Source organism: Laspinema sp. D2d (genome assembly GCF_025370755.1).
Classification (GTDB): Bacteria; Cyanobacteriota; Cyanobacteriia; order Cyanobacteriales; family Laspinemataceae; genus Laspinema.
Map to the genome: position 1 here is coordinate 41110 of NZ_JAMXFC010000035.1, position 26040 is coordinate 67149.

General features: G+C 46.4%; 18 protein-coding genes. 1 reads left to right on the top strand and 17 read right to left on the bottom strand.

Features of this window, described 5'->3' with window-relative positions:
- Nucleotides 1-91: 91 nt before the first annotated feature.
- From NG796_RS20375 to NG796_RS20400, 6 genes are all read right to left on the bottom strand, one after another.
- On the bottom strand, nt 92-562 hold the full coding sequence (locus NG796_RS20375) for a DNA phosphorothioation-associated protein 4 (RefSeq protein ID WP_261208841.1): 471 nt from the start codon (nt 560-562) through the stop codon (nt 92-94).
- A gap of 110 nt (nt 563-672) precedes the next feature.
- Nucleotides 673-1626: a hypothetical protein gene (locus NG796_RS20380; protein WP_261208842.1), complete on the bottom strand. Its 954-nt coding sequence runs from the start codon at nt 1624-1626 to the stop codon at nt 673-675.
- Nucleotides 1627-1853: 227 nt separating this feature from the next.
- Nucleotides 1854-2813 (bottom strand): hypothetical protein, encoded by a 960-nt coding sequence (locus NG796_RS20385; protein ID WP_261208843.1) that lies wholly within the window; start codon nt 2811-2813, stop codon nt 1854-1856.
- A 126-nt stretch (nt 2814-2939) separates the two neighbouring features.
- Nucleotides 2940-5012, bottom strand: a complete 2073-nt coding sequence (locus tag NG796_RS20390; RefSeq protein ID WP_261208847.1) for an AAA family ATPase — start codon at nt 5010-5012, stop codon at nt 2940-2942.
- The gene (locus NG796_RS20395) at nt 5009-5302 is read right to left on the bottom strand and encodes a hypothetical protein (protein WP_261208849.1); all 294 of its coding nucleotides are present in this window, start codon (nt 5300-5302) and stop codon (nt 5009-5011) included. The genes NG796_RS20390 and NG796_RS20395 overlap by 4 nt, the downstream gene beginning before the upstream one ends.
- A gap of 69 nt (nt 5303-5371) precedes the next feature.
- The gene (locus NG796_RS20400; protein WP_261208852.1) at nt 5372-6769 is read right to left on the bottom strand and encodes a DNA phosphorothioation system restriction enzyme; all 1398 of its coding nucleotides are present in this window, start codon (nt 6767-6769) and stop codon (nt 5372-5374) included.
- A gap of 184 nt (nt 6770-6953) precedes the next feature.
- Between NG796_RS20400 and NG796_RS20405 the strand changes: the two genes are divergently transcribed.
- Nucleotides 6954-7892, top strand: coding sequence for an ATP adenylyltransferase family protein (locus NG796_RS20405; protein WP_261208853.1), 939 nt, complete (start codon nt 6954-6956; stop codon nt 7890-7892).
- A 6-nt stretch (nt 7893-7898) separates the two neighbouring features.
- Here NG796_RS20405 and NG796_RS20410 read toward each other — a convergent pair whose 3' ends face one another.
- The 11 genes from NG796_RS20410 to NG796_RS20460 all read right to left on the bottom strand — a co-directional run bounded on the left by NG796_RS20410 (nt 7899) and on the right by NG796_RS20460 (nt 25970).
- Entirely contained in the window at nt 7899-13352 is a 5454-nt protein-coding gene (locus tag NG796_RS20410; protein ID WP_261208854.1) for an ATP-binding sensor histidine kinase, read from the bottom strand.
- A gap of 231 nt (nt 13353-13583) precedes the next feature.
- Nucleotides 13584-16643, bottom strand: coding sequence for a PAS domain S-box protein (locus tag NG796_RS20415; protein ID WP_261208858.1), 3060 nt, complete (start codon nt 16641-16643; stop codon nt 13584-13586).
- Between the two features lie 336 nt (nt 16644-16979).
- Complete coding sequence (locus tag NG796_RS20420) at nt 16980-18059, bottom strand: serine hydrolase domain-containing protein (RefSeq protein WP_261208859.1); 1080 nt, start codon at nt 18057-18059, stop codon at nt 16980-16982.
- Nucleotides 18060-18224: 165 nt separating this feature from the next.
- Nucleotides 18225-18407: a hypothetical protein gene (locus NG796_RS20425; protein ID WP_261208860.1), complete on the bottom strand. Its 183-nt coding sequence runs from the start codon at nt 18405-18407 to the stop codon at nt 18225-18227.
- 506 nt (nt 18408-18913) lie between these two features.
- Nucleotides 18914-20818, bottom strand: coding sequence for an ATP-binding protein (locus NG796_RS20430; protein WP_261208862.1), 1905 nt, complete (start codon nt 20816-20818; stop codon nt 18914-18916).
- A gap of 298 nt (nt 20819-21116) precedes the next feature.
- Nucleotides 21117-22100: a malate dehydrogenase gene (gene mdh / locus NG796_RS20435; RefSeq protein ID WP_261208866.1), complete on the bottom strand. Its 984-nt coding sequence runs from the start codon at nt 22098-22100 to the stop codon at nt 21117-21119.
- Between the two features lie 30 nt (nt 22101-22130).
- Nucleotides 22131-22346: an NAD(P)H-quinone oxidoreductase subunit O gene (locus tag NG796_RS20440; RefSeq protein WP_261201140.1), complete on the bottom strand. Its 216-nt coding sequence runs from the start codon at nt 22344-22346 to the stop codon at nt 22131-22133.
- A 216-nt stretch (nt 22347-22562) separates the two neighbouring features.
- Nucleotides 22563-23420 carry a DNA-formamidopyrimidine glycosylase gene (locus NG796_RS20445; protein ID WP_261208867.1) on the bottom strand — a complete coding sequence of 286 codons (858 nt, stop codon included), beginning with the start codon at nt 23418-23420 and terminating at the stop codon, nt 22563-22565.
- Between the two features lie 3 nt (nt 23421-23423).
- The gene (locus NG796_RS20450) at nt 23424-23783 is read right to left on the bottom strand and encodes a photosystem I reaction center subunit IV (protein WP_261208868.1); all 360 of its coding nucleotides are present in this window, start codon (nt 23781-23783) and stop codon (nt 23424-23426) included.
- Between the two features lie 111 nt (nt 23784-23894).
- Nucleotides 23895-24764 carry a DUF6391 domain-containing protein gene (locus tag NG796_RS20455; protein WP_317619333.1) on the bottom strand — a complete coding sequence of 290 codons (870 nt, stop codon included), beginning with the start codon at nt 24762-24764 and terminating at the stop codon, nt 23895-23897.
- A 207-nt stretch (nt 24765-24971) separates the two neighbouring features.
- Nucleotides 24972-25970, bottom strand: coding sequence for an L-lactate dehydrogenase (locus NG796_RS20460; RefSeq protein ID WP_261208870.1), 999 nt, complete (start codon nt 25968-25970; stop codon nt 24972-24974).
- Nucleotides 25971-26040 lie beyond the last annotated feature (70 nt).

Sequence of the window (26040 nt, forward strand, 5' to 3'; positions counted from 1 at the left end):
TAAAAACCCGCTCATTTAGAGCGGGTTTTTTAATACCTAATCTAGTTTTTAAAATCACTAATTTTATACATAAACTTCAAAACAACGGGGTTTACAAAAATCGACTGAGGTCAAAATCATCGGGTTCTGAGGTCGTTTTTTTGAATCGTTCCGAGAGGAGAATGAGCAGGATTCTTTCGGTATAGTCTACGGCACCTCGTAACTCTTCTCGGAGGATTTCTAAACCCCCGTTGGCATATTCTTCAAAGATATGAGCGCGGATTTCTTCACAATCGGGGTCGTTGGGGGCGATAATTTTAGAGTCTTTGGTTTCGGAGATCGCCAGTAATTTAATCACCAAGTCATACCCTTTAGTCACAAAAGTATCGATGTCTATTGGACCCGGTTCGGTTTTGGAGATTGCGCCGAGGGGGACTCGTTTTTTGCGTTTAGCACCCAAGGCAGCAGCAAAAACCAGCACATCGGTAAAGTGGCGAAATACGCCGGTTTTGTTATCCGACGAAGTTAAAGATGTGACTAAATCTGCTTTATCTTTGGCAACCTTAATTCGATATGCACCCATTGCGATCGGCCTGTATTGTATTGAACCATGAACAGGATTCTGGAAGCAACGCCCCCATCCTGCTAATCTAGCATAAATGGAGGCATTTTCAGAGTCAGAGACTCACCCTTTTACGGTGCAACTCGATACACTCCCACATCATCAATGATAAATTCTGTAGAGTTTTGACCATCCGTATTCCCCGTAGAAAAGAACAAATAGTCCAGATTATCAAACTTAAATTGATAAGGAGTATAAGTCGCCGCCACAGATTGAGAACCAGCGCGGAAAGTCAGTAAATCTCTGGGGGTTAAATCATCAACCCCTGGACTGGCGTAATAACTAATTGACCCATCGGGATTGAACGCCATACCCAAAGTCCACCATCCCGTATTGGTAAATTTTTGTTCGCTGGCATTGATATCTACGCCTTCATTATTCGCCCGAACCACCCAGCGAAAAGTCCGACGACCACTGCTTTCTTTGTCCATCCAAATCCAAATTCCCGGCCAATAATTCGCCAATTGACCATCCGGTTTCCGTCCCGTGGCACCAACGCGAAACCCAATATGATATCCACTCAAATCCTGCCATGCATCCAAGGGAGGTAAATAAATTCGGGTCACTACACTCAACCCCGAACCGAGAGGAATATCCCCGTTTGTTTTTCCGGGAATAATATTCAGTAAATCGTCTTGCTGAATTGTCCCTTGGGTAATCTTAGGAGTACCCGAATTTGTAGTTCTTAGACGCAAGGAATATTGACTTCCCGGGATGCCTCCTGGTGGGGTTCTGACTTGTTCGACAATATCCGGATGTCCCCGAGTCGGTCCCTCGATCCATCTGCCATTGACAGAAACACTCGTGGGATCATTCCGTGCATGGATAACTTCAACCCAACCGGAACCGGGATTGTGATATTGATTGTGGAGTTTAGGGTTATTGAAGTTATAACTCCACCCGACTTCCTCGAAGGTGTCCCCGAACTCCGGGATCCGGGTCCCTCTCCCCGGTGGCATCAACTCGGCGCTAGTGGGTAGGGTGAAGGCGACTAAAATGCCTGCTAGGATTTGTACTGCTTTCATTGAGTTATCAAATTTTACGCGGTCTTAAGACATACTTGTAGCCTAAATTGTGTCAACTTACAGCAAGATTGTGCCAGTTTTCTCTATCTGGCGCGATCGCCTCGGTGGGTTCTCAGGAGATGATTTAATTCGGGTGGCGGTTATCGAGGGTTGAGAAAGGCGATCGCGTTCCCCTGATGAAAAGGCGATCGCAGTTCATGTTCCCCCCAAATCAGGGAATCAAAGATTTAGTCCCTTTCAGAAAATGTCCCTAATAATTCGTCCCGAGATAGGGTTGCTAATTGCAACATTAGGGCGCTCAATTCTTCGGGATGTAATGCTAATAAGGGGTCAATCAACGTCAAAAGTTCCTCATCTAATTCCCCAAAGCGTACCCGCAAGAAATTTTCTATTAATTGGCGCTGTCCCTGCTGAATTCCTCGTTCTTCTCCAATTTGAATTCCTCGCTGTTCTCCAACTTGAATTCCTCGTTCTTCTCCTTCGCGGATTGCTTGTTCTCGGTCTTGTTGATAAAGTGGTGCTAATCGCATAATTAACTCCCGTTCTTCTGCATCGGTACTTTGATTAACTTGTAAGTTTTGCCGCAGGTTGTAAAGCATTTCTAAGGCGATCGCCCGAAACGGGTTATCCTGTGGAAGTGCTTCGAGTTCATCGATCGCTTGCTTTTGGACTGTTCCCCTTCCTAGAAGTCTCAACCAGAGGGTTTCTGCGGTCCGGGGTAGTTGGTGAATCACCACGATCGCTGTTCTCAGAGAGTCCCCCATCAAGTACACCCCAGGCAACCAATTTGGTTCTAGTATAGCTCTAAATCCATTTAAAAGGTTGGCCGATGCCGTCGGGGTGAGTACCCATAATTTGGGTAAGTCAGACTCTTGAATCCGAGTCTGATTCCGGTTCGCTTCTCGTTGGTAATCTCCCCGAACTTCTAGCAATTTTAAGAGGCAATTACAGATGTCGTCGGGGTTTGCGGGGTTGCGAAAGGGTTCAAAGATTGCCGGGGTCCGGGCGAATCGTCCTAATAATCCTAATCCCGCAAGATTGGCATCCGCTTCGGGGGAAGGTGCAAACCAAACATCAATTTCTCGGACTTCTCCAGCGACTCGTCGGGAGGGTTTGACTTCGCCGTATGGAGACAGTAATTCTTCTAAGTAATCTTTGGCAAATTGGTCATGAATAAAGCGAGTCATTTGTCAAGCAGTTTTTGGTCTTTTATTTTAGGGTAGAAACCGGGTTTCTTAACAAAGTTTAGACTAAATTGCAGGAATTTTGTTAAGAAACCCGGTTTCTGGTTCCGGGTTAAAAGCTACAGGTTTTTAAAATGCTTCATCTACCTCCACCACTTCGGTATATTCAAATTCATTGGGACTCAACTTAACTAACGGGTAGCGCATTCCTTTTAATTCAATCCAATCTTCTTCACAATCGGGTTTCGGAGAGTTATAAACAAGCACATATTCTTTACCGATGTAAGGTTTCATTTCTTGGGCGACTTCTCCCCGCCATTGGGTTTTGGTCACTAAAACAACGAGTTGGTTAGCAAGTTGAGGCAGAATTTTGGCAATTTGGCGGCGATAAATTTCGTCTAAACTGCCAAAGGGGGAGTCCATGACGATGGGAAAGGTACTGCTATCCGGTCCCATCAGGGTGTTCTTTTTACTCCACTCGCGAACACCATCGATAATGCCGCCAATGAAGGATAAACTGAGGATTTGATTTTCGCCGGTGGAGGCAGCAACGGGGACTTCAAATCCACTCGTATTTTCGATTAAGGTGAGTTCGTATTTGTCGCTGAGTTTGGGAAGATAGGGGGTAAAGGATATTTCGCTAAAAATTTCCTGCACTCGCTGTTCGAGTTGGGATCTAAATTGGTTTTCTAGGCGCGATCGCACCTCGGTTAAGCGGTCGATCGCATCCTGAGTGGCGAATATCCGTTTTTTGGCTAACTCTTGTTTCTCTTCGTTGGTTTTCTGCTTTTCTAGTTGTTTATTTAAGCGGTCTATTGCCCCTTGCAAGCTATCGATCTGAGTTTGATTAGAACCCAATTCTCGGTCTAATTCACTCATTTTTCGCTCAATTTCATCGAGGCGTTTTTGTAATTCTTGAATGTTTTCATCGGGATAGCTTCGCAGCTTATCTTTGATTTCATCCAACTGGTTTTCTATGGCAGAAAGTTCAGTTCTAAATCCTTCAATCGCCTTCTGTTGGCGGTCCATTTCTTGCCAAAAGTCGGGGACTTGTTTATCGATCACCTCAACTTGGGTACTCATGCGAATGGCAGTTTCTTCAATGTCTGCCATCCCTGCTTTATCCATCCACGATCGCACGAGTTGTCGGGCAGGATTGCCTTCACTAAGTTCGGCCCCACAAATACAACGTTGGCGATCGAGCAATTGTTGAACGAAGGGTTGTTTAATCCCAGCAGGTAGTTCCCCTCGGTTCCGTAAATCATTGACGAAGGTTCTAAATTCGTTAGTAAATTCTCCCAGTAAAGTGATATAACCTTGACTAGAAATAGCCCGTTTTAACGCTTCTTTAGTTTGTTTTAATTGGTGGCGAATGGAAGTATTTTGTTCCTCTAGGTTTTTGCGCCGCTTTTGCAATTCTTCCGCCCCGCCTAATTCCAAGAGGCGATCGCTGATGGTTTTCTTCAGTTGTGCTTGTGCTTCTAACTCTTTGGTGATTTCAGTTTGTCGTTTCTGGAGGCGAGTTCCCTCTTTCTCTCGGGTTGCCTTTTCTTTTAATAACTGTTGGGTTTGGGGGTCGCCAATCGCTTTTAATTCCGTTTCTAAGCTTTTGCGGGTTTCGCCTAAGTGACGAATTGCCCGATTTAAAACTTCTAATCCTAGTAATTTCTTCGTAGCTTCAGCAATTTCAGCTTTTTTCTCAGAACGGACGATATATTCAATCCGTTCTCCATCAAAAAAGAAATATTGATGTAAACTTTCCGGTAAAATTCGACCAATGATATCATCGGGATGTTGTTGGGGTGGAGGCGGAGACCATCTGCCATCATCTCCGGCGATCGTCATAAATAATTCACTCGACCCGTGGGTAATTCCCGTGGAGGTATTGTAAGCGCGAATTAGGCGTTTTGCTTGATAGCGCTTGCTGTCATGTTCAAACACTAATTGCACCCAACAGGCAACAGGTTCACCGGGTTTTGCTTCAGTGATGGCGCGTTTATTCACGAGGCGATCGGGTCCGGCAAAAGCAGCGGAAAATTGTTCATAAAGAACCCAAGTAAAGGCATTCATTAAAGTGGTTTTACCGGACCCGTTATTGCCATGAATAATGGTAGTATTATTCGACCCTCGGGATAAAACTATTTCGGGGGTTCTCCCATAAAATTGGCGAAAGTTACAAAGCGTGAGAGAAATCAATTTCATTGGATTGCTTCCTTAACAATTTTGAGGATATCATCATTAATATTTCGGGGCGCTTTCATATAAAGTTTATCTTTTTCCGCTTGCAAAACGCGCTCAATAATGGTGCGGACTTCTGGAGAGGCACTGAGGATCGGTTCTTCGATATCACGGAGTTCCTCGTGGGGTCGATTGCTGGGGTGATAGGCAGGCTGATTTTCCGCGAAAATGAGGTGCTTTTTGACAGGAACTGTCCCGGAAGGATAGGCGACTTCCACGGTTGTATCTGATTCTGGCGGGTGACTGGCGTACATTTGATGATTTCCTCCCCGATTGAAGTGTTACCCAATTGTCATTAATTTTACCGGGCTTTCCCCCAACTGTCAAAGACTTAATAATCCGTAAGATTTCTGAAGTTGGAGTAATTGCATTCGCGCTTCCCCGGCATTGTCGGCTAAATCGGCAAATTCTATAAAGCGGCGCAATTCTTTTTTTAAGATATTTCGTTCGATTTCTAGTGCTTCTCGATCGAGTTTAGGAGGCATGACAATGGTATCAAAAAGAGTCGCTCTATCCTTGTTGGGATGGGGTCGTAAAATCCGGCCTCGACGCTGGATAAACTGGCGGGGATTGCCACTAGAAGCGAGAATCACAGCGGTTTTAATGGCGGGGATATCTACTCCTTCATCTAAACAGCGAATTGCGACTAATCCTTGTAATTCTCCGCTTTCAAATTGCCGTCGCAATTCTTCTCGTTCCTCGATCGCAGTGTCAGCCGTATAGGTATTAATCCGATACCCAAGTTCCGAACCCAGCAGGTGGGATACCGCTTCCAGTTGGCGATCGCTGCCCCGAAAACCAGACTCCTCAACGGTCCCATCGCCACAATAAAATAAGGTATGGCTGGTATGCAGGCGGGTTTTCATTAACTCCCGCAAAGCATTTAATTTATTACTCGCTGACCCAACTAACCGGGTGCGTTGCATGATTAATCCTCGTAAATCATCATGATTAAGATCCATCTTTTCTTGATGGCTTAATATCCAGCCAATGCGCTTGGTTAATTTCAAATAAGCATAGCCTTCCGATTCCGTTAAATTTACTAAAATCGGATAATAAAGATACCGTACCAATGCCCCCGCTCGAATTGCATCAGCTAGGGTCAATTCCGGGGGAATAACGGGGCCGAAATAATCTAGTAATCCCTGGGTTCCAGTCTCATCAAAATAGCGTTCAGGGGTGGCAGAAAGGGCTAATCGTAAGCCAATTTGTCGGGGTAAACTTTCTTCGAGACGCGGTGCCCCCAGGTTGTGCGCTTCATCCCCAATGATAAAGGTTTTTTCGGGGAAGTAGCGCAATTGAGATTGGAATCCCTCACTCATTAGGGTCGCATTGGTGGTAATAATTGTGAGAAAAGGCTGGAGATTAGCACTGACGTTGTAAAGTTGGGTAGAAAGCTGACTCTGCCAAGTATAAACAGTTTCAAAAGCTAAAATCGGGGCCAACCCGAATCCCTCACATTCTCTCGCCCACTGATTGACCAGGTGACGGTAGGGACAGAGGATGAGCAATACTTGTAATCCAATGCGGTGATAGAGTTCGCTGGCGATCGCCAAGGCAGCGATGGTTTTGCCGCTTCCTGTTGCCATTTTCAGGGTTCCTCGTCCCTGGTTTGCAAACCAACTGGCGATCGCCTGTTTTTGATACGATCGCAGGGTCAAATTGGGCGGCAGTGTTGGAACCCCGGGTCCCGATTTTTGAGGAGGATTCGATGCACTCATTCGTCAAATTTTGGATTAAAAAAATATTTGTTATTTTATCTTAAAATCCTGGACTTTTTATTCCAACTCTGATAAAATAGATAAATTCATCACCCCAGGCATTAACCCAACCTGCGTCAGTCTAGTCAAATGTCGGAATCTGTTCTACAGTAGATCCGGTAATCCTATCCATCACATTGCCATCATGATAGAGGACAAAGCGAGGTTGCAAGGCCGCCTCACCCTAGAACCCGATACGTTATGGTTTAAGGTGAAACACTGTACGAAACACGGCATAGAATCGGGTGCACTCCAATCGATTCCCACCGATTCTGAGTTTTTAGAAACCCAGGGAATGCGCTTTTTAGTGCGAATTTTGTCGAATCTCGTTCGCAAGCAGAAGGCGAAACAATCCGAAGCGGATAAAACTCGGAAATCAGGGCAAGAATTTAATCCTTTTTTACCTTATGACCGCGATTTGTTTGTCACTGATATTTCCCCTACTCATGTTTGCTTATTAAATAAATTTAATGTTGTAGACTATCATTTATTGTTAGTAACACGGGAGTTTGAAGACCAAGAAATGTTACTCACTCTAGCCGATTTTGAGGCGATGTGGGGCTGTTTACAGCAGTTTGATGGGTTAGGGTTTTATAATGGCGGAAAGGAAGCGGGGGCGAGTCAGAGACACAAACATTTGCAATTAGTCCCCCTACCGATCGCCTCTGATGGACCAAAAATTCCTTTGGAGGAGGCGATCGCCTCAGCGACGGTGGTAGATGGGATAGGAACGATCGCCGCCTTTCCCTTTGATTGTGCCGTTACCTTTTTTGAACCTGACTTATTTAACGATCCCTTGGCAGCGGCACAAATCACCCTCCAATCCTATTTAAAACTGTTAGCAACGGTAGGGTTAAAACCGGAGAAAATGAGTCCGAAGCAAGCGGGTCCTTACAATCTTTTGATGACCCGAGATTGGATGATGATTGTCCCGCGATCGCAGGAAAATTTTGAATCTATTTCCATCAATTCTCTTGCCTTTGCCGGTTCCCTTTTTGTCCGCAATTCCCAGGAAATGCAGCGTCTTAAAGAAGTCGGTCCCCTGAAAATATTAGAAACTGTCGGGCGATCGCCTCAGTCTTAATCCGAATTAAACCGTTCGATTCTCATGTCGAATCGGAATTTCAATAGTAAACTCTGTGCCTTCCCCCGGTTGGGAGGTACAGAGGAGTTGTCCATGATGTCGATCCACAATAATTTGATGACTAATTGATAATCCCAGTCCCGTCCCTTTCCCTTCCGGTTTCGTGGTAAAAAAGGTCCGAAATAGTTGTTTCTGGACTTCCTCACTCATCCCCAATCCATTGTCTGCAATGTGAATGGCGACGCCCTGATCTTTTAATTGAGTCCGAATCCGAATAATTTTAGATTCGGGTTCTTTCGGCGAAACTACAGGCGAATTCTCCTCCGATGAACCACTGGTAACCCGGGATAAATGACTCGATACCCCTGATTCTAAAGCATCGATCGCATTAGCAATCAAGTTCATAAATACCTGATTCAGTTGTCCCGGATAACAAGGGACTAAGGGGAGATTTCCATACTCTTTGATTACGGTGATGGCAGGTTTAGAACCTGTCGCTTTTAAGCGATTTGATAAAATCAACAAGGTACTATCTATTCCCGCATGAATATCAGTTTTTTGAAATACTCCGGGGTCTTTGCGGGAAAAATTCTTGAGAGATTTGACAATTTCCTTGATCCGTTCGGTTCCCACATTCATAGATCTCAGCATTTCTGGGAAATCTTCTTGCAAATATTCTAAATCGATCGCCAAGGCATGATTTTTGATATCGGCAACAGGTTCCGGATAGCATTGCTGATAGAGTTGCAGATGGTTAAGTAAATCTTCTGCATATTCTAGGGACATATTCAGATTGCCGTCAACGAAGCTGAGGGGATTGTTAATTTCGTGGGCGACTCCAGCGACTAACTGTCCCAGGGTAGACATTTTTTCCGTCTGAACCAGTTGTAATTGAGCTTCTTTCAAGTCCTGAAGCGACTGTTGTAAATTCTGGTATAATCGGGCATTTTCTAGGGAAATAGCCGCCTGAGATGACAGTAACTGTAAAACTTCCAGGCGATCATGGGTAAACACGCCGGTACTGAGATTATTTTCTAAGTATAAAATCGCTACCGTGTGACTTTGGTAGGTAATGGGGAAGCACAGAATTGATTTAGGTTTCTTCGCCGTAATGTACGGATCGGTCGTAAAAACTGACTCAACTGCGGCATTATTAAGAACCAGAACCTCCCCGGTTCTATGCACATAATGGATTATAGTCAAGGGCAAACAGGAGAAATCTTCTAGGGGAACCCCTGTGCAACTAATTTCAACCGATGGGATTGTCGTGGTTACAATTTCTTCTTCAATATTTCCCGCCGCCTGGATGACTTGTTTTCCCTCTTTTTCTAAAATTAAAAACCCCGTTTGTGCCCCTGCATTTTCCAGGATGACTCGCATTAACTTATTTAAAAATTTATCCAAAACCAGTTCTTCAGAAAGCGCTAATGCAGCTTTCATCACCGTCGTTATATCTAAGGCAGAAGTGTCTTGGTTAATACTGGTACTGGTGGTACCAAAGGAGGAAATCGTTTCTTGAATGCTAAAGGGTCGAATGACTGAACGTTGGGTGACTCGGGCTAACACTAACGGATATTTTTTTTCTAAAAATTTTACTTTAGCATTCGCTGACCAACGCACATATCCATAGTAGGCTTCCGTTAAATAAAACTGAGCAATTTGGTGACTTCCCCGCTGGAGATGAAATTCCCCAGCGAGTTCATTAGCCAGGGCTTCTTCTTGAATATATTGGCTTTCTCGCGCGTGGAGAATGGCCCGGTCATAACCGGCGATCGCCTCAGCAATGTCCCCCGCTAGTCGGGCTTTTTCCGCTTCCACCAGTTCATATTTATGCAGAAAATTATCAGGCGAAAATTCTGCCCATTTTTTCATCTTCTCTTGATTTGCCGCCACCTTATTCCCTAGCACTTCTTGTTCTGCTTCAGGCCGATTTCCATAGACTCCTAATGCAGCCAGAGAATCATAAAAATAGAAGAGGGGTAAGGGGTAAACAGCGGTCAAGCCATCTAAATAGTTAGCGGTGATCTCCGCATTTTTTAAGGCCGATTCACTTTGTCTGAATAGATAGCTGAGAATCAGTTTATTCAGGTATAAACAACATAAGGCGTAGCGATCGCTAGTTTGTTCATGGAGGGGTAACATGGTAAATTCATTATAAAGTTCCCCCACCAGATGTTCTGGATGATCTGCCCCGCGAATTAAATGGGACACCACCTGCCAGTACATTTTTTGATAGTTGAGGGTATTGGTCTGCTTGAGTTTTTCCATCAACAGACTGTAAGAAGACATTTCCGCTTCTAACTGCCCCAATTCTTTCCCGGCAAAATAGGAATTAATGCAGTAGTTATAAGCACATAACACGGCATATTCTACATCTCCCGTCTCCAGTCCACTCTCATAGGCTATCAGTAAAGGGGGAACCGTGTGGTGGAGGGGTTCCTTCCACAACCGGACATTATTATTCACCACCATCATGGTCCGGGCTTTAAGTTTCTGATTCTCGAATTGCGCCAACACCGTTAAGGCTAATTGACCAAATTGATAGCCGGTTTCAATATCTCCGACAATGCCACATAAAATTAATCCATAACAGGCATAAGCATAAGTCGATTCCTCGGTATTGCCATAGTCCAGAGACAATTTAACTTCTTCAAAAACCAGCAAGGGCAATAATAAAGGGGCAGATTGATAGGCTGGGGCAATCGCACTATTGAGAATTCGCATCGCCGCTTTTTTATCAGGATTGCTCATTTTGGGCAATTCATTTAAGGCTGCGATGTGCTGATCCGTTAATCGGGAAAACAGTTCTCCCAGTCCATTTTGAATATGCTCAAAGCTGGGTTGTTCGGGTAAGTTAACGCCTAATAAAGCCAGGGCTTCTCTCCCGGTAGCCAAGGCGTCGAGTTGTTTATTTTGCGCCGTATAAGCTTGGATTTTGACTTCATAAATTTGAATTTTATCCAGGAGAGTTTCGGCTTTTTCGAGGACAATTTGGGCGAGGTCTTCCATGCGCTCAAACTCGGTACTCAAATAAGCAGATTCTGCGGCGGCTAGATAAAGATTAAGGGTTAAATCATAGCGATCGCCCCAACTGATGGGATGTAATAAAGCCAACCCAGCTTCCAAATACCGTAATGCCGGTTCGTAAGCGGTAGCCGCTTTGGCTTTATGTCCCGCTTGCAGATTCAACGCCGCTAATTGATATTTTTCTGATTCACTCTCAATTAAATCAGCCGCGATATTTAATTGATTGACTAAATCAAAGACTTTTTCTTCAACTGCTTCTGCGGGGATATTTTCTAAGAGTAACCGTCCGATTTTGAGGTGGGTTGCTTGTTTCTCACGATCAGGAATCAGAGAATAAGCCGCTTGCTGGACGCGATCGTGTAAAAATTTATACTGGACTGTGGGGGCTTCCGTCTTCATTTCTTCGCCCTCAGACCCGGAATCTGATTGGAAGAATTTATACAATTCACTCACCGGAATGACTACCCCCGCTTGCAGGGCTTCCCACAACTGCGCTGAGGTTTCCCCGAGGGAATGCTCATATACAACCGCTAAGGTAGCGAGGTCGAATTGATGTCCGATACAAGCCGCTAACGTTAAAACGGTTTGGGTTGAGTCCGGTAACCGCTGCAACTGCGTTGCCATAAATTCTACAATGTTCTCGGAAACCGCTAAGGCTCGAACTTGGGTGAGATCACACTGCCAATACCCGCGATCGCCATCATACTCTAATAAATGATCCTCATAAAGCGATTTTAAAAACTGGGTGACAAAGAAAGGATTTCCTTCAGTTTTTTGAAACACCAGTTCGGAAATTGGTTGCGATCGCGTTTCAGGACAACTTAAAGCATCGGCCACTAAGTGATTCAAATCCTCACGCTTCAGGGGGGGAACTTCAATGCGATTAATCCCCAACCCCTGAGTTTGTTGCAAGCGATTCACCATCAACATCAGGGGGTGCACCGGACTCACTTCGTTATCCCGATAAGCCCCAATCACTAATACATGATGTAAATCCCGGTCGCTTAACAGCAACTCTAGTAATTTTAAAGACGCGATATCTGACCATTGTAAATCATCTAAAAACAACACCAAGGGATGATGTTCATTGGCAAATACTCGAATAAATTTTTGAAAAATTCGATTAAATCGATTTTGGGATTCAGCCGCTGGAAGTTCAGGAAGGGCCGGTTGTTTTCCCAAGAGTAATTCCAGTTCGGGAATCACCTCAATGAGCACCTGGCCTTGTTTTTCTAGGGCGGCAGCGAGTTGTTTTTTCCAGGTCGCGATCGCCTTGGGACTTTCCGTAAGAATGTGGTAGCGAATTAAATCTTGAAACGCTTTAATCAGAGGAGCAAAGGGGATATTTCGCTTAAACTGGTCGAATTTTCCCGCAATAAAATAACCCCGTTTTGCCAGAATGGGTTTATGGACTTCTTGAACTAATGCTGATTTTCCAATTCCGGAATATCCCGCCACTAACATCAGTTGAGCAGGGCCGGTAGCAACGGATGCAAACGTACCCATTAACTGTGCGATTTCCCCTTCTCGTCCGTACAGTTTTTCCGGAATTTGGAATCGCGCGGCCAGGTCTTTTTGAGCAATGGCAAATGGTTCAATCTTGCCGGTAGTTTGCAGTTGCATTAAACAGGTTTCTAAATCTGCTTTTAAACCCCGGGCTGTTTGATATCTCCCTTCCGCATTTTTTGCCATCAATTTCATGACAATTTCCGCGATCGCCTCGGGAATATCCGAAACCACTCGATTCGGGGGGACCGGCTGTTTGGCGATATGATAATGGACTAATTCCATCGCATCCGTCGAGGCAAAGGGTAACGTTCCCGTTAATAATTCATAAAATGTTACCCCCAAGGAATAAAAATCTGTGCGATAATCAATTAATCGGTTCATTCTCCCCGTTTGTTCCGGAGAAATATAAGCCAAGGTCCCCTCTAAGGCATTGGGATTAACCAAGGTCAGGGATTCTTTTGGCAACCGCGAAGAAATACTAAAATCAGTTACCTTAACCTGCTTGGTGAGGGGGTGAATTAAAATATTATCCGGCTTGATATCTTTGTGAATAATGCGATTTTGATATAAAGTATCTAAGGCATCCGCAATTTGGATCCCAATGGAGAGAAAATCAGAAATAGAAAGGGGATGAGATGTGGTATAATCTTTTAAAGAAATGCCGCCAAAATCTTCCAGGATCAGCGCCAATCCATTGCGATCGCGTTCTAGGCTTAAGGGTTTGACAATTCCGGGAACATTGAGATTTTTGGCGATCGCATATTGATTCCGCAAGCGAACCAGTTCCCCTACCGTCGGATATTCCGCATTAGGAATTTTAATCATAACGGAGGTGTCATCCCCGGGCCGATATCCACGGTACACCAGGGTGTGAACACTTTCATGTATTTTTTCGGTGATCAAATAGTCAGCGATCGCGTGCATTATAAAGTCTCTCCAGTCCCTGACACTTTTTTTAAGTGTTCTGCTTTCCTTCTATTGTACCGCGCTTGCTCTGCCCATTAACAAGGATTGCCATTTTTTTTAGGACAGATGGGGGAGATGGGGAAAATAGGGGAAAATTGGTAGATGGGGGAGAATTGGTAGATGGGGGAGAATTGGTAGATGGGGAAGAGAGGGGAGATGGGGGAGATATTTAATATTTATCCATACCTTTTATCGTTTTTCATCTTTGTGAAATTGGTCCTGGTGAATCGGCAGTTCAATGGTAAATTCAGTCCCTATCCCTAGGGTGGAGGTACATTGAAGTTTACCTTTGTGGCGATCCACGGTAATTTGATAGCTGGTTGCCAATCCTAACCCTGTCCCTTTCCCGATGGGTTTGGTTGTAAAAAACGGGTCAAAGAGGCGAGAGAGGGAATTTTCGGGAATGCCACAGCCATTATCTTTAATCTGGATGGCAATGCGATCGCCGGGTAGAACCTGAGTCTGAATCCAAATTTTGCCCGGTTCCTGGCGATTACCTTGACGATAAGCTTCCTCAATAGCATCGATCGCATTAGTCAAAATATTAATAAATACCTGATTGACTTCGCTGGCAAAACACTCCACCTTGGGAAGAGTTCCATAGTCTTTAATTACTTCAATTTCTGGACGATTCCCTTGAAAGTCTAACCGATTTTTCAAAATCATTAAGGTACTTTCGATTCCCGAATGAATCTCTATATCTTTGAGCGCTGCTTCATCATAGCGGGAAAACGTCCGCAAAGAGGTGACAATTTCTCGGATGCGAATCGCCCCCTGTTCCATCGAGTCCAAAAGTTTAGAAAAGTCTTCCTTCAAAAATTCTAAGTCTACCTCATCTGCTTTTTCAATAATCTCGGGTCCGGGATTCGGATACTCTTGGTCATAGAGTTCCACCACTTCTAGCAAGTCGGACAGATACTCTCTGGCATGAACAATATTTCCAAAAATAAAGCTAACTGGATTATTAATTTCGTGAGCAATTCCAGCTACCAACTGGCCCAAACTCGCCATTTTCTCACTTTGAATCAGTTGAGTTTGAGTTTTTTGGAGTTCTTTGAGGGTTTGTTCCAGTTCTTGCGATCGCGCCGTTGCTTCTTTATACAGTTCCGCCTGAAAAATAGCAATTTCCATGCAGTCCCGGACCGCCTCTAACAAGTCAAGTTCCGATAGTTTCCAGGGACGCGGTTGGCCCGAATTGGCACAACAAATCACCCCTAACTTGCCATTACTTTTTCGCAGGGGAACTAACAAAATCGCACTAAACCCTTGTTCTACATAAATATCATGCCACTCCCGATCCGGTGATTGGGCCAAATCATCGCACCACACCATCTCTCCCGCTATCAATTTCCGATACAAAGAGTTAGGGTCAAGAATCGGGTATTCTCCCAAGAAACTGTCTAAATGGGGCCGTTTAGCCTCTTGAATGCAAGACCAAACCGGAGTAGGTTCCGTTTGATGCCATAAAAAGTAACAGCGGTCCAGATTCAAAACTCGCTGTAGTTCAGTCACCACCGTTTGCAAAATCTGATTCAAATCTAGGGAATTGCGGATTTGGGAAGTCAGCCGATTGAGTAGTTCCTCGCGGGCGACTTTTTCTCGAAGTTTGGCCTCACTTTTAAGACGGGCTGCTTCAGCTTTCTTGCGATCGGTGATATCTTCAACCACCGAGATCCAATAACTCCCCTCCTGCTCCATTGCTACAGTTAAATTAACCCAAATCCAGGTCTTATCTTGACGAATGTAGCGCTTTTCAATGGAGTAATGAGTAATTTGCTCTTGCTTCACTTGCTGGGCTAATTCCCAATCTAAATCTAAATCATCGGGATGGGTAATTTCCTGAAAAGTCAGAGCCAACATTGCGGCTTTGGAATACCCCACAATATCACAAAACCGTTGATTAATCCGAATAAAACGGCCTTCAAAATCCACATGAGCCACCCCCACTGCCGCTTGTTCAAAGGTGGTTCTAAAACGAGCTTCACTATTTCTTAAAGCCTGTTCTGCTTGTTTGCGATCGCTGATATCCGTGTTAATTTCTAAAATAGCCCGTGGATGATTCTGTTCATCCCGTTGCAAGTTCCATCGACTATCTACCACCACTTGAGTGCCATCTCGCTTCCGATGAACCAACTCTCCTCGCCAATGCCCTTGGCGTAAACAACTTGCCATAATTTCCGACAACGGTTGAGGAAAGCTTGTGTGTAACAACTCATGAATAGATTGTCCTAGAACCTCAGTGAGACTCCATCCATACAATCGTTGAGCACCTTGATTCCAATATTGAATATGGTCGTTTAAGTCGCGAATGAGAATAGAGTCATTGGCTTGGTCTAACATCTCGATCTGTTGACGCATTGAATCATCAGCCAACTTGCGATCGGTAATATCCAGAACCATCCCATCCCATAACATTGCCCCATCGGGTTGAGGTGACTTTTTGGCCGCCCCTTGCAGCCATTTCAGTTTTCCCGAAGGAGTGATAATTCGCCACTGATAATACCATTCTTTCCCCGTTTGAGCCGCGCTAATGAAAGAGCGAGCAAATTCTGTACTATCCTCCGGATGAATGATTTGCCACATTAATTGAGAATTGTCGAGTACCGCTTCAGGTTCGAGTTCATAAATCTCTCGACAAGCGGGGGAAACGTAAGTAAAACTATCCTCAGTTTGGTTCAGGTACTGACGGTATTGATAAACCATTCCCGGTAAAGTTTTTGCTAACCGTTCAAAGCGGGCTTCATATTCATGCAACGCAGCTTCAGCGCGTTCCCGTTCGGCTTTCTCCTGTCTCACCTCCTCTGGGATCGGGTCAATTTTACGGTGATGATCGGTAATTTCTGTGATAAAACCCATGACTGAGTGCACCCGTCCTTTTCCATCCCGGACCCCATTCACTTGGAGGGAAACGCGGGCGATCGCACCGTCCTTTCTCAAATAGCGCTTTTGTAGAGAATAGGTATCAATTTCGGCATTAACTAATTTTTTGGCCCAGACTAATTCTCTATTCAAGTCTTCTGGGTGGGTCAGGTCCTCAAAACTGCGCGATCGCAACTCCTCCTCAGTGTATCCGACAATCTCGCAGAACTTCTCATTCGCCTGCCAAATTTGACCATCTAATCCACACTGCACTATTCCCACCGGGGCTTGACTAAAGCTCACCTGAAACCGGGTTTCACTCTCCTGAAGCCTGTTCTGGAGTTCAGCATATTCTTTTTGCAGCGCTACAAGTTGAGATTGTGTGACCATTTGAGCCTACCTCACTCACGAGATTTTTCGGATTAATTCGGAGGTTATAACCGCTTTTCGACCCCCTACGCTCTGGAGTAGTCGGACTGATTGGATATCCAATACGCTATACCCTCCGCACTTTACTTCTTGAGAGACTTGACAAATTAAAAAAAACATGAAATTCAGCCTTTTAAAAAGGCTTTATATTTTCTTTATTTTAATAATAATAGCCCGTTTTAAGCGGAGTCACCGCTAGGACGCCGGGACAGGATTATACTCCCTCCGGTTTTTAAAGGACTATAAAAACCGGAGGGAGTATGAGTCGTAAAAATTGCCTAAGTCCTGTTTCCCAAACTATCCCACTTCCACTAATAAGGCACCGACGGCTTCATCTGTCCCTCGGAACGCCTGTTCACCGCCTTGATTCGTCGCCACCAGGACCGCAAAATCCCGCTGAGGTGCCATCCAGACCAGAGCAAAATTTAGGGTGTTGCTGCCATTGTGATACAGGACGCGCCCACCCCCCCAATCCCGTTCGGTAACCATCCATCCTAAGCCGTAGAGATCGGAACTCCCCTCTACCATCGATCCGGTCTCTAAAGCCGGGGTATGCAGTTTTTGCAGGGTTTCAGGGCTTAATAATGTAGAGTAGCCTTGTTCGCCTTGCAAATGCAGGGAAATAAAGCGGCCCCAATCTTCCAAAGAAGCATGAACCCGACCCGCCGGGGAAATTAAAGGGGGATTATCATGTTCCGGTTCCGGTGCGATCGCCTCAATCTCTCCATTTTCTTCAAAATGCTGCCAGGGTTGGTCGATCTGACCCGGAGTTCCCATCGGTCCAAAACCGACCCTCGTCATTCCCAAAGGTTGAAAGAGTTTTGTTGTGATTAACTCTTCCCAGGATGCATTCATCACCTGTTCTGCCATTGCTGCGGCCACTGTATAGCCCAGATTGGAATAGTGGTATTTCCCAATGGGAACGGTGGGTGGTTGTTGCAGTGCCTGTTTAAGATAGGCTTGTCGCTGCTGTTGAATTGACCCGGGCAAGTCATACATTTCTAGGTGAGTTTTTCCCGGCAGCCAGGGTTCGTCCCCTCCTGGAAAGGCTGCTTGATGAGAGAGCAGTTGTTCTAGGGTAATCCAGCGATAAATCGGCAGCATTTCATAATCCGGCTCAAAAATTTGAGCCAGGGTGGTCTCCCATTGCAAGGTTCCCGCTTCGACTAATATGCCCATCAAGGTAGCGGTCATTGCTTTGGTGCAGGAACCCAAATGAAATAGGTCATTGAGGGTTACGGGAATTCCGCTGCCATATTTCCGCTCACCCACGGCACCGATCGCACTCAATCCGTGACTGGTGACAAGCGCTGCCCCTAGAGCGGGTAAATGATAATGCCCTCGAATGGGTTCCAAAACTGAATTAAGATTTATCATAACCAAGGCTTATCCACAGATTAATTGGGGTCAGCTTGGGTATTGGGCTTACCCTTACGGGGATGGAGTGATTTTGTCAGGGGTTTTTAAAATAAAGTCCAGAATTTTCCTGGGGATTTCTCAAGGGTGGGCCCGGACTCCCTGAATTAAATTAAGCATTATTACTTACTCCGGTAAGGCTTTATAAGTCGCAATCACGGCTACTAATAAAACCAAGGTCCAAGACCAACTGGGAATGGAAGCGACTAATAGCCAGACATCCCCAAAGATGGCGGCAAAGAGTTCCAGGAAGTAAGCGATCGCTATCGTGGCAATAGCCAAGAGGATAACCGGGAATATTTCAGACATAACATTTCCTCGTCTAGTTCTCATCACCAGCAAGGCGATCCCTAGCTGGTTTTTGCGATTCTTTTCTGTAACAGATTATAAAGCAAAAGTTACAAAACTCCAAGAAATAGGTTAAGAATTATTAAGGTAAGGGGCCGATGAACCGCGATCGGCTAAAATTAAGAGTTAAGTAAAAATCAGCGCCTAAATTGCCGTGATTCTAGGGGCGGCTGGATTAACCGATTCATTGTGATAGTTACAGCCTAAGCCTTTTCGAGCCGTTGATTGACCCGATTATGACAGATTGAGATTTGGCTATAACCGCTGATTTTTTCCTGAGACGCGATCGCCCTTAATTCAGTTTCTTTCCTTTTAGTTTACACAGCAAAACCAGCCGATTAACTCGGTATTAATACTTATTTACAAAAGGAAACCCATCGTGAGTTCCCCAGAGACTCCCGGGAGGAAATCCCATAAAAATTGCCCCTCAAAGGGAGGGTGCGCTGAGGGGTTGGGGTATTACGTCATCAGCTCCCTAAACGTTCGGTTGAGGTGGCTAAATTAATCCCTTTAACCGATTCTGACTCGGGTTTCTCCCGAGTGGGTGTGACCCGTTCCGGAGAAAGCGTGCTGCGGGCGATCGCCTGTAATAGAGGATTTTCCGTGGCGAGTTTTCGGTAAGCGATAAACTCAAAAATTTGTTCGGTCCCGATTCCATACACACTGCGGCACTGATAGACCCGCCATAAAGCAATCAGAGGCAGAATGTCCTCCGCTTTCAAATCCACCCACTGTCCCCCCCGTTCTCCGGTGAACTGTTGCAGATAACGGGATGCTTGCCAATGGGGGGGAATCCCATGCTCGTAGGGGCGAACTAAACACCCACAGGTGAGATCAAAGGTTTCATATTGAACCAACCGTTTTAAAGCCGCTTCCACTTTTTGGCTCTGCATCTCTTGCAGAATCGCCACCCCCAAAGTGGAGGGACGGCCATTCTCACGAGTGGTCAAGGTGAATTGAATATAACCGCGATTGTGGCGATCGCGCTGAATGCGATCGCTCACGGACTCGACCTCCACCCCCGCGATCGTCTGTCCCAGAAGCCGTTGGAACCCAAAATAAATCGCCTGGGCGACTGTCCCATTATCGAGTAGAGACTCCAGATTCTGCGGATAAATCTGTTCCCCCTCAAACGCCGCTTCCACCTGTTCAAAGGGGTCTTCTTCCACCGGATGGAAATTTTCCGCACACCATTCCAAAATCTCGCGAACTGACAACTGTTCCCGCGCCAACGCCCTCAATTGACCCGCTTCAAAGGGGTAAACCGGGTTCGGTGGGGTTAAATGGTAGTGGTCATAAAACCCTTGTAACCAGAGGCGCACTAACTCCACAATCCCATCGGGACTGATTTGGTATAATTGCATCGGTTCGCCTTGTTTGCACAGGTAATTGGCGATTCCCGGGGGCAGCGCTTGGACCTTCGTGCGCCAGGTTTCCTCAGTCATGACACTAAACAAGACCATTCCCCGTTCTAGGGAGGCACGAGGCAAGGTATCCCAGATTCGTTTAATAATGCTGGCAACCACCCGTTCGCGTTTTAAGCCCGTATCACTTTTATCTGCCGCTTCCAACTCGTCAAAACAAATGATGAGGGGGTAATAGGAACTAATCAGGGTTAAGGTATGCATGAGGATTTCCCAAGCATCGGCATCGCGGGAGTCGCGGGACCGATTGGGTAAACCGAGTTCAGTGGCTTTAGAAGGGGCGATCGCCATCCCGGACAACCATTTAATACTGTAGGGGGCTTCCGTACTAGAGAGGGTCCAGATAATCCCCCGGACGATATCCGGATCGGCGATATCGGGTTTAAGTTTGCAGAATCCTTCGGTGAGTTGAGTCACCCAGGTTTGATTTTTAGCCCGGGTATGATTGTTGAGTTTGGCAATCAGTTCCGGGGGAGAAAAGGTGCGTGCCTTGGGGTCGATCGCATGAATGGCATGATTAGCGATCGCCGCCGCCAGGGATTGCCACTGCATGACCCCCCCTTGACCCGCATAGCGTAAACTCTCTACTACGCGCTGATGAAATTGATAACGCAAGAGGTTTAAGTCCGTTAATTGACCGGCATTGACATAAACGAACAATGCACTATCATCTTGTTGGACCTGATGCCGCAGGGTGCTAATCAGATGACTTTTGCCCATGCCCGGATTGCCCGTCACCGCGATCGCACTCAAGGCAGAACGACCTTGACGAGAGCGTTCAAGGGCTTGAAAGACCACCTGCCGAATGCGATCGTTCAAGCTATTGAGATTGGGAAGGTCATCGCGCCAAATTTCGCGATCGCTGACCGATGCAGGGTAAGGGAAAGGGTTCTGAGCGGCGATCGCCGCATTTAGATCCTTAATCGAAGAAATAGAACAAGTAGCCATAGCAAGACGTATAAAGGAGCAAACCGAATCGAGCTTCGGCTCTTACTTTAGAGTGTGCCGCGAAACTCATTTAACCGGACACAATGCTAATCGGTTCTCTACTCAAACCCCTTTCTCGGGCGTTGGTACAGTATGAAATCAAAAGGACCAGAAACCTGATTTCTGGGCCAGATGTGTTACTCCTGAGCCGAGATGTTGCCTAGAACGCCGGTTTCTAATCGCTACGGAACCGACTCCCTAGATTCCAAAGGCGATCGCCCCTTGATGTAGAACGCTCCGATTTCCCAACCGAATTCAGTTAGCCCAAGGTGCGACCTGATAAAATCTCATGAGCTTGCTGCAGATGCTGGGCTACAGATTTAGCAGAAGCCTGGAAAGCCGCCTGTTCTTGCTCATCCAGTTCGAGTTCTAACACCTGAGTAATCCCTCGGCATCCTAACTGACAAGGAACCCCGATGAATAGATCGCGTAACCCATATTCACCCTGAAGATAAGCCGCAGCCGGAACGATTCGCGACTGGTTAAGCAAAATCGCTTCAATCATCAGACTCACCGAAGAGGCTGGAGCAAAATAAGCACTCCCGGTCTTCATTAATTCTACGATTTCCGTGCCCCCGTTGCGAGTGCGTTCCACAATTCGCGCAATGGTTTGAGCATCCATCAGTTCCTTGAGGGGAATCCCATCAACCGTCGTGTAGCGCGGTAGGGGGACCATTAATTGTCCGTGATCTCCCAGGACCATTGCCTTGATATCCTGGATTGAAACCCCCAGTTCCATCGCAATAAAAGTTTTAAACCGCGCCGCATCCAAGACTCCCGCCATGCCAATCACGCGACGGCAGGGGAGTTGAGTGGCTTCCCAGGCAACGTAGGTCATGACATCGAGGGGATTGGTGACCACAATTAAGATAGCTTCAGGCGATCGGGCGATCGCCTCCTTCGCTGCTGTCTTGACAATCGCCGCATTAATCTCAATCAAATCATCGCGATTCATCCCGGGTTTGCGAGGACGACCCGCAGTGATCACCACAATATCCGAGTTCGCCGTATCATCATAATTATTTGTACCGACAATTTGCCGGTCATGACCCTCCACCCCCCTTGCTTCTATCAAGTCCAGGGCAATCCCTTGGGGCATCCCTTCCAGGACATCCAACATCACCACATCAGCTAAATTTTTTTCAGCAACTCGCTGGGCGAGGGTACTGCCAACTTTACCCGCACCAATAATGGAAACACGAGCTTGATGACAAGACGGAGGAAAAAAGGAGGGGGAGGACATGATTAATAAAACCGTTGAACAGTTTAGGGTTTACTGGAATTCTTCGAGTTGGTCGATTCGTAGCCAAACATTAGGGGCAGGCATCTGACCAAACTTGATCAGGGCATAGTCCCCATTCATGTCTACAACTTCCCCTTTAGTTTCAAAGATATAACTGGGGAAGCGCGAATCACTAGCACTTGCTTCTAAACTATTGTCCAACGTTTCGCGAACGGCGCGAACCATACTACCTTTTTTAACTGCCATAAGTTGCTCTGCCCTGTTTAAAACGCTTTCTCTCCCTCATTTTAATCCCTCTCGGGGTCGGGGGATGGGGAGGATGGGGAGGATAGGGAGGATTAAGAATTTTGTAGTAACGAGTTCAGTCGTTTGCACATCATCTCCCGTCTCTCCCCTATCTCCCGTCTCTCCCCTATCTCCCGTCTCTCCCCTATCTCCCCCATCTCCCCCATCCCCCCATTACTAACGCTGACAATTGGGGCAGAAATGGCTAGAACGTCCGGTAAGCTTCAGACGATGGAGAGGAGTACCACAAACGCGGCAAGGTTGGCCCGTGCGATTGTAAACCCAAGCGACTCCTGCATAGTTGCCATTGACGCCGCTGACGTTGAGAAAATTGCTGAAGGTGGTTCCTCCGGCAGCGATCGCAGTCTGCAAGACTTGAATAATTTGGCTGTGCAGTCTCTCAATTTCCGCCGAATTTAGGTCAGCACACAGCTTTGTGGGTACAATCCCACTCAGGAATAAACTTTCATCAGCATAAATATTCCCTACCCCCGCAACAATAGTTTGGTCCAGGAGGGCGGTTTTAATCGCTTTTTGACGCTTGTGGAGTTGGCGAGTAAAGTATTCAACGGAAAATTCCGGGGAAAAGGGTTCTGGCCCTAATTTGGCTAATCCGGTGATGATGGACGGGGTGGGGATATTTGGGGGGACCCACCACATTTGACCAAAGGTGCGTTGATCCACAAATCGTAATTCCCGATCGCCCTCGAAGAATAGGCGCACTCGGGTATGTTTCTGTAGGGGTTCCTCTCGCTGGACCCATAACAGTTGCCCGGTCATCCGCAGATGGACCCCTAACGTGCCTCGGTTAGCTGCATCAGAATCCGGGGAGTGGGAGAGTTGCGCCAGGAGATATTTCCCTCGCCGCTGCCAGGAGGCGATCGCGCATCCTTGGACTCCCTCCAAAAAATCTATAGGTGAAACTGGGTGACCGATGGTTCGCGTCAGCAAAACATCGCCACCCAGGATACTCGTACCGAGGGTTAATTGATTTAACCCTCGACACACTGTTTCAACTTCAGGAAGTTCCGGCACCAGTTAGCGGGATTCCGTTCCTTGGTTGGGATCGCCTTCTACAGTACCGCTGCTACCAGCTTCCGGTTTGGCGGTCTTTTTGCTGCCTTTGCCAGCAGCGTCGGTACCCGTTTTGCGATCGGCAGCCTTAACCGTGGTGCCACCTTTGCTGGCAGCGGCTTTTCCACCTTTGGGACCGGCGACTTCTTGGACTTCGTTCATCGCGAAGTTGTTGGTGTTGACTCCGGCATAGTTCACTTTGTCAAAGCGAACAATTACGGGATAGGTGATCCCGCTTTGGTCTACAGTGGCAACGGTGCCAACTTCTTGAAACCAGTACGACTCTTTGCGCAGAATGCGAACTTGAGAACCACGTTGAACCATGTGTTTTTTTTTCCTTCTGATGAATTGAACGAAAAGTTTAAGGGGAATTGCTTCTCAGCGTACTACTCTAACGGGATACTCTGGAATGTTGCAATCTTTAAGTTTTATTAACTACTCGATCCAACGGACCCCGATAAAATGGGCGGAACGTCCCCACATATCTTGAGTCGGGGTGACTTCTTCGATCGCCAGATTATAGGGAATGGCGGTGGTGAGGTAACGTTGAGCTAGGATGCCTAGGTCTGGGGTCACCTGAGAGGCAGCGGTTGCCGCGACTCCTAAACCCAAAAGTTGGGAGATGGGGTCTCGGGGAAGGACCATCGTGATGCCAAAGGCTAACCCGGCGGTGATCAACATTCCCACAGACAGGTTGGTGCCACAACGGGGATGAAGGGCGAGGTCCCATTCTCCCCGGGTTAGGCGATCGTGGGCGACATGAACGGCACGACGCAGGTCAAGGAGGTTAACATTGCCATAGAGATAAAATCCGCGATCGGTGGACATCCCCCCCAATCCATCGTTATCCAGCGATCGCCCCGGTTGGCTGTTGTCAGGGGGCCTCTCACCGGAGGTTTCGCTCAATACCCAGACGGTGGCGTGTTCCAACGCGTGAACCTGACGCACAGCCAGAGTTTCTTTCAATCCGGGAATAAAGGCGAGTTGTTGCAGCAGTTCCGCATCTCCAGTCGGATGCGGCGCAAAATCAAAGGGAAAAGGATTCGCCTGGGAAGAAGTAGCAGTCATGAGGTTAAGTCTCCAAGGAGTTAGGGTGGGTGTGGGTTGAGAAATATTGGGGTTGATTGGTCTTAATTTAACGAATTTGCCCACCCCTTGCCCATCTTGAGGGCGATCGGCTATCCTCACCAAGACGCCGGTCCCCGCTTCGATTTTAGGGACTAGAAACCGGGTTTCTGTACCAAATTTGTACGCATTAACAGCAACTTGGGCCAGAAACCCGGTTTCTAACTCATGGGATCCCAATGTTTTAGAGGCGATCGGTCTTTCTTTTTAAAACACCTCTTGCAAAATTCTCTTAAGCCCCCCTTCTTAAGGGGGGTTGGGGGGATCAATCATTTTTTTGCCAGAGGTCTAAACACCTTTGTATAAATTGCTGCCCTCAATCGGGGCAATTTATGTACGGCCCTGCTTGTAATTGAATGTCCGGACAAATTAGAGATTATATCTCACTTATAAGTCCAGCTTGGCGATCGCCTCTTTCAACACCGTGGCTGAATGTTGCAGCAGCTTTTGTTCATTCGGCGTCAAAGACAAATCTAACACCCGAGTTACCCCCTCACGATTCACCACCGCAGGCAAACTCAGACAGACATCATTGATACCATTAATCCCATGAATAAAACTACTCACCGTTAACACCCGGTTTTGATTTCTCAATACCGCTTTGACAATATCAGTCACCCCCAACCCAATGGCATAAGAGGTCGCGCCTTTGCGCTTAATCACCTCATACGCTGCATTTTTTACCTGGTCAAAAATCCCTTGTAATCCTTCTGCATCTCCTTCGGAACAGTCCTCAATTCCCCCACTGCACAGATTCATCCCCGAAATATTTACCTTACTCCAAACCGGAACCTCACTATCTCCATGTTCCCCAATAATATAAGCATGAAAACTCCGTGGATCAATCTTTAATTCATTTGCCAACAAATAGCGAAACCGCGCCGTATCCAGAACGGTCCCAGACCCCAAAACTCGGTTACAGGGAAATCCCGATAATTTCAGGGTGACATAAGTCATAATATCAACGGGATTCGTCACCAACAGCAGAATAGCATGAGGACAATATTGGACAATTTGGGGAATTAATTGTTTGAAAATATGCACATTGCGATTGAGCAAATCTAAGCGAGTTTCCCCGGGTTGTTGTTTCGCCCCAGCGGTAATAATCACGATATCTGGGTCATCACTGTCCGCTAAAGTCCCTGAACGAATCACCGTAGGGTCAATAAAGGGTACACCGTGGAGTAAATCCATGACTTCCCCTTGGAGTTTTTCTTGGTTCACATCGACCAAGAGCATCTCATCTAGGGTATTTTGGATTAACATAGAATAAGCACAAGCCATCCCTACTTGACCCGCACCAATAATCACGCCTTTGAGGGGACGACGATTGCTCTGGACGGTGCGATCGCGATCGGTAAATTCCGTAAATAACTGTTCAAACATCGAACGATTCCCTAAACTTACATTTACCTGTCCTAGGATAAAGGGTAATTCGATATTCTGTCCAACTTTT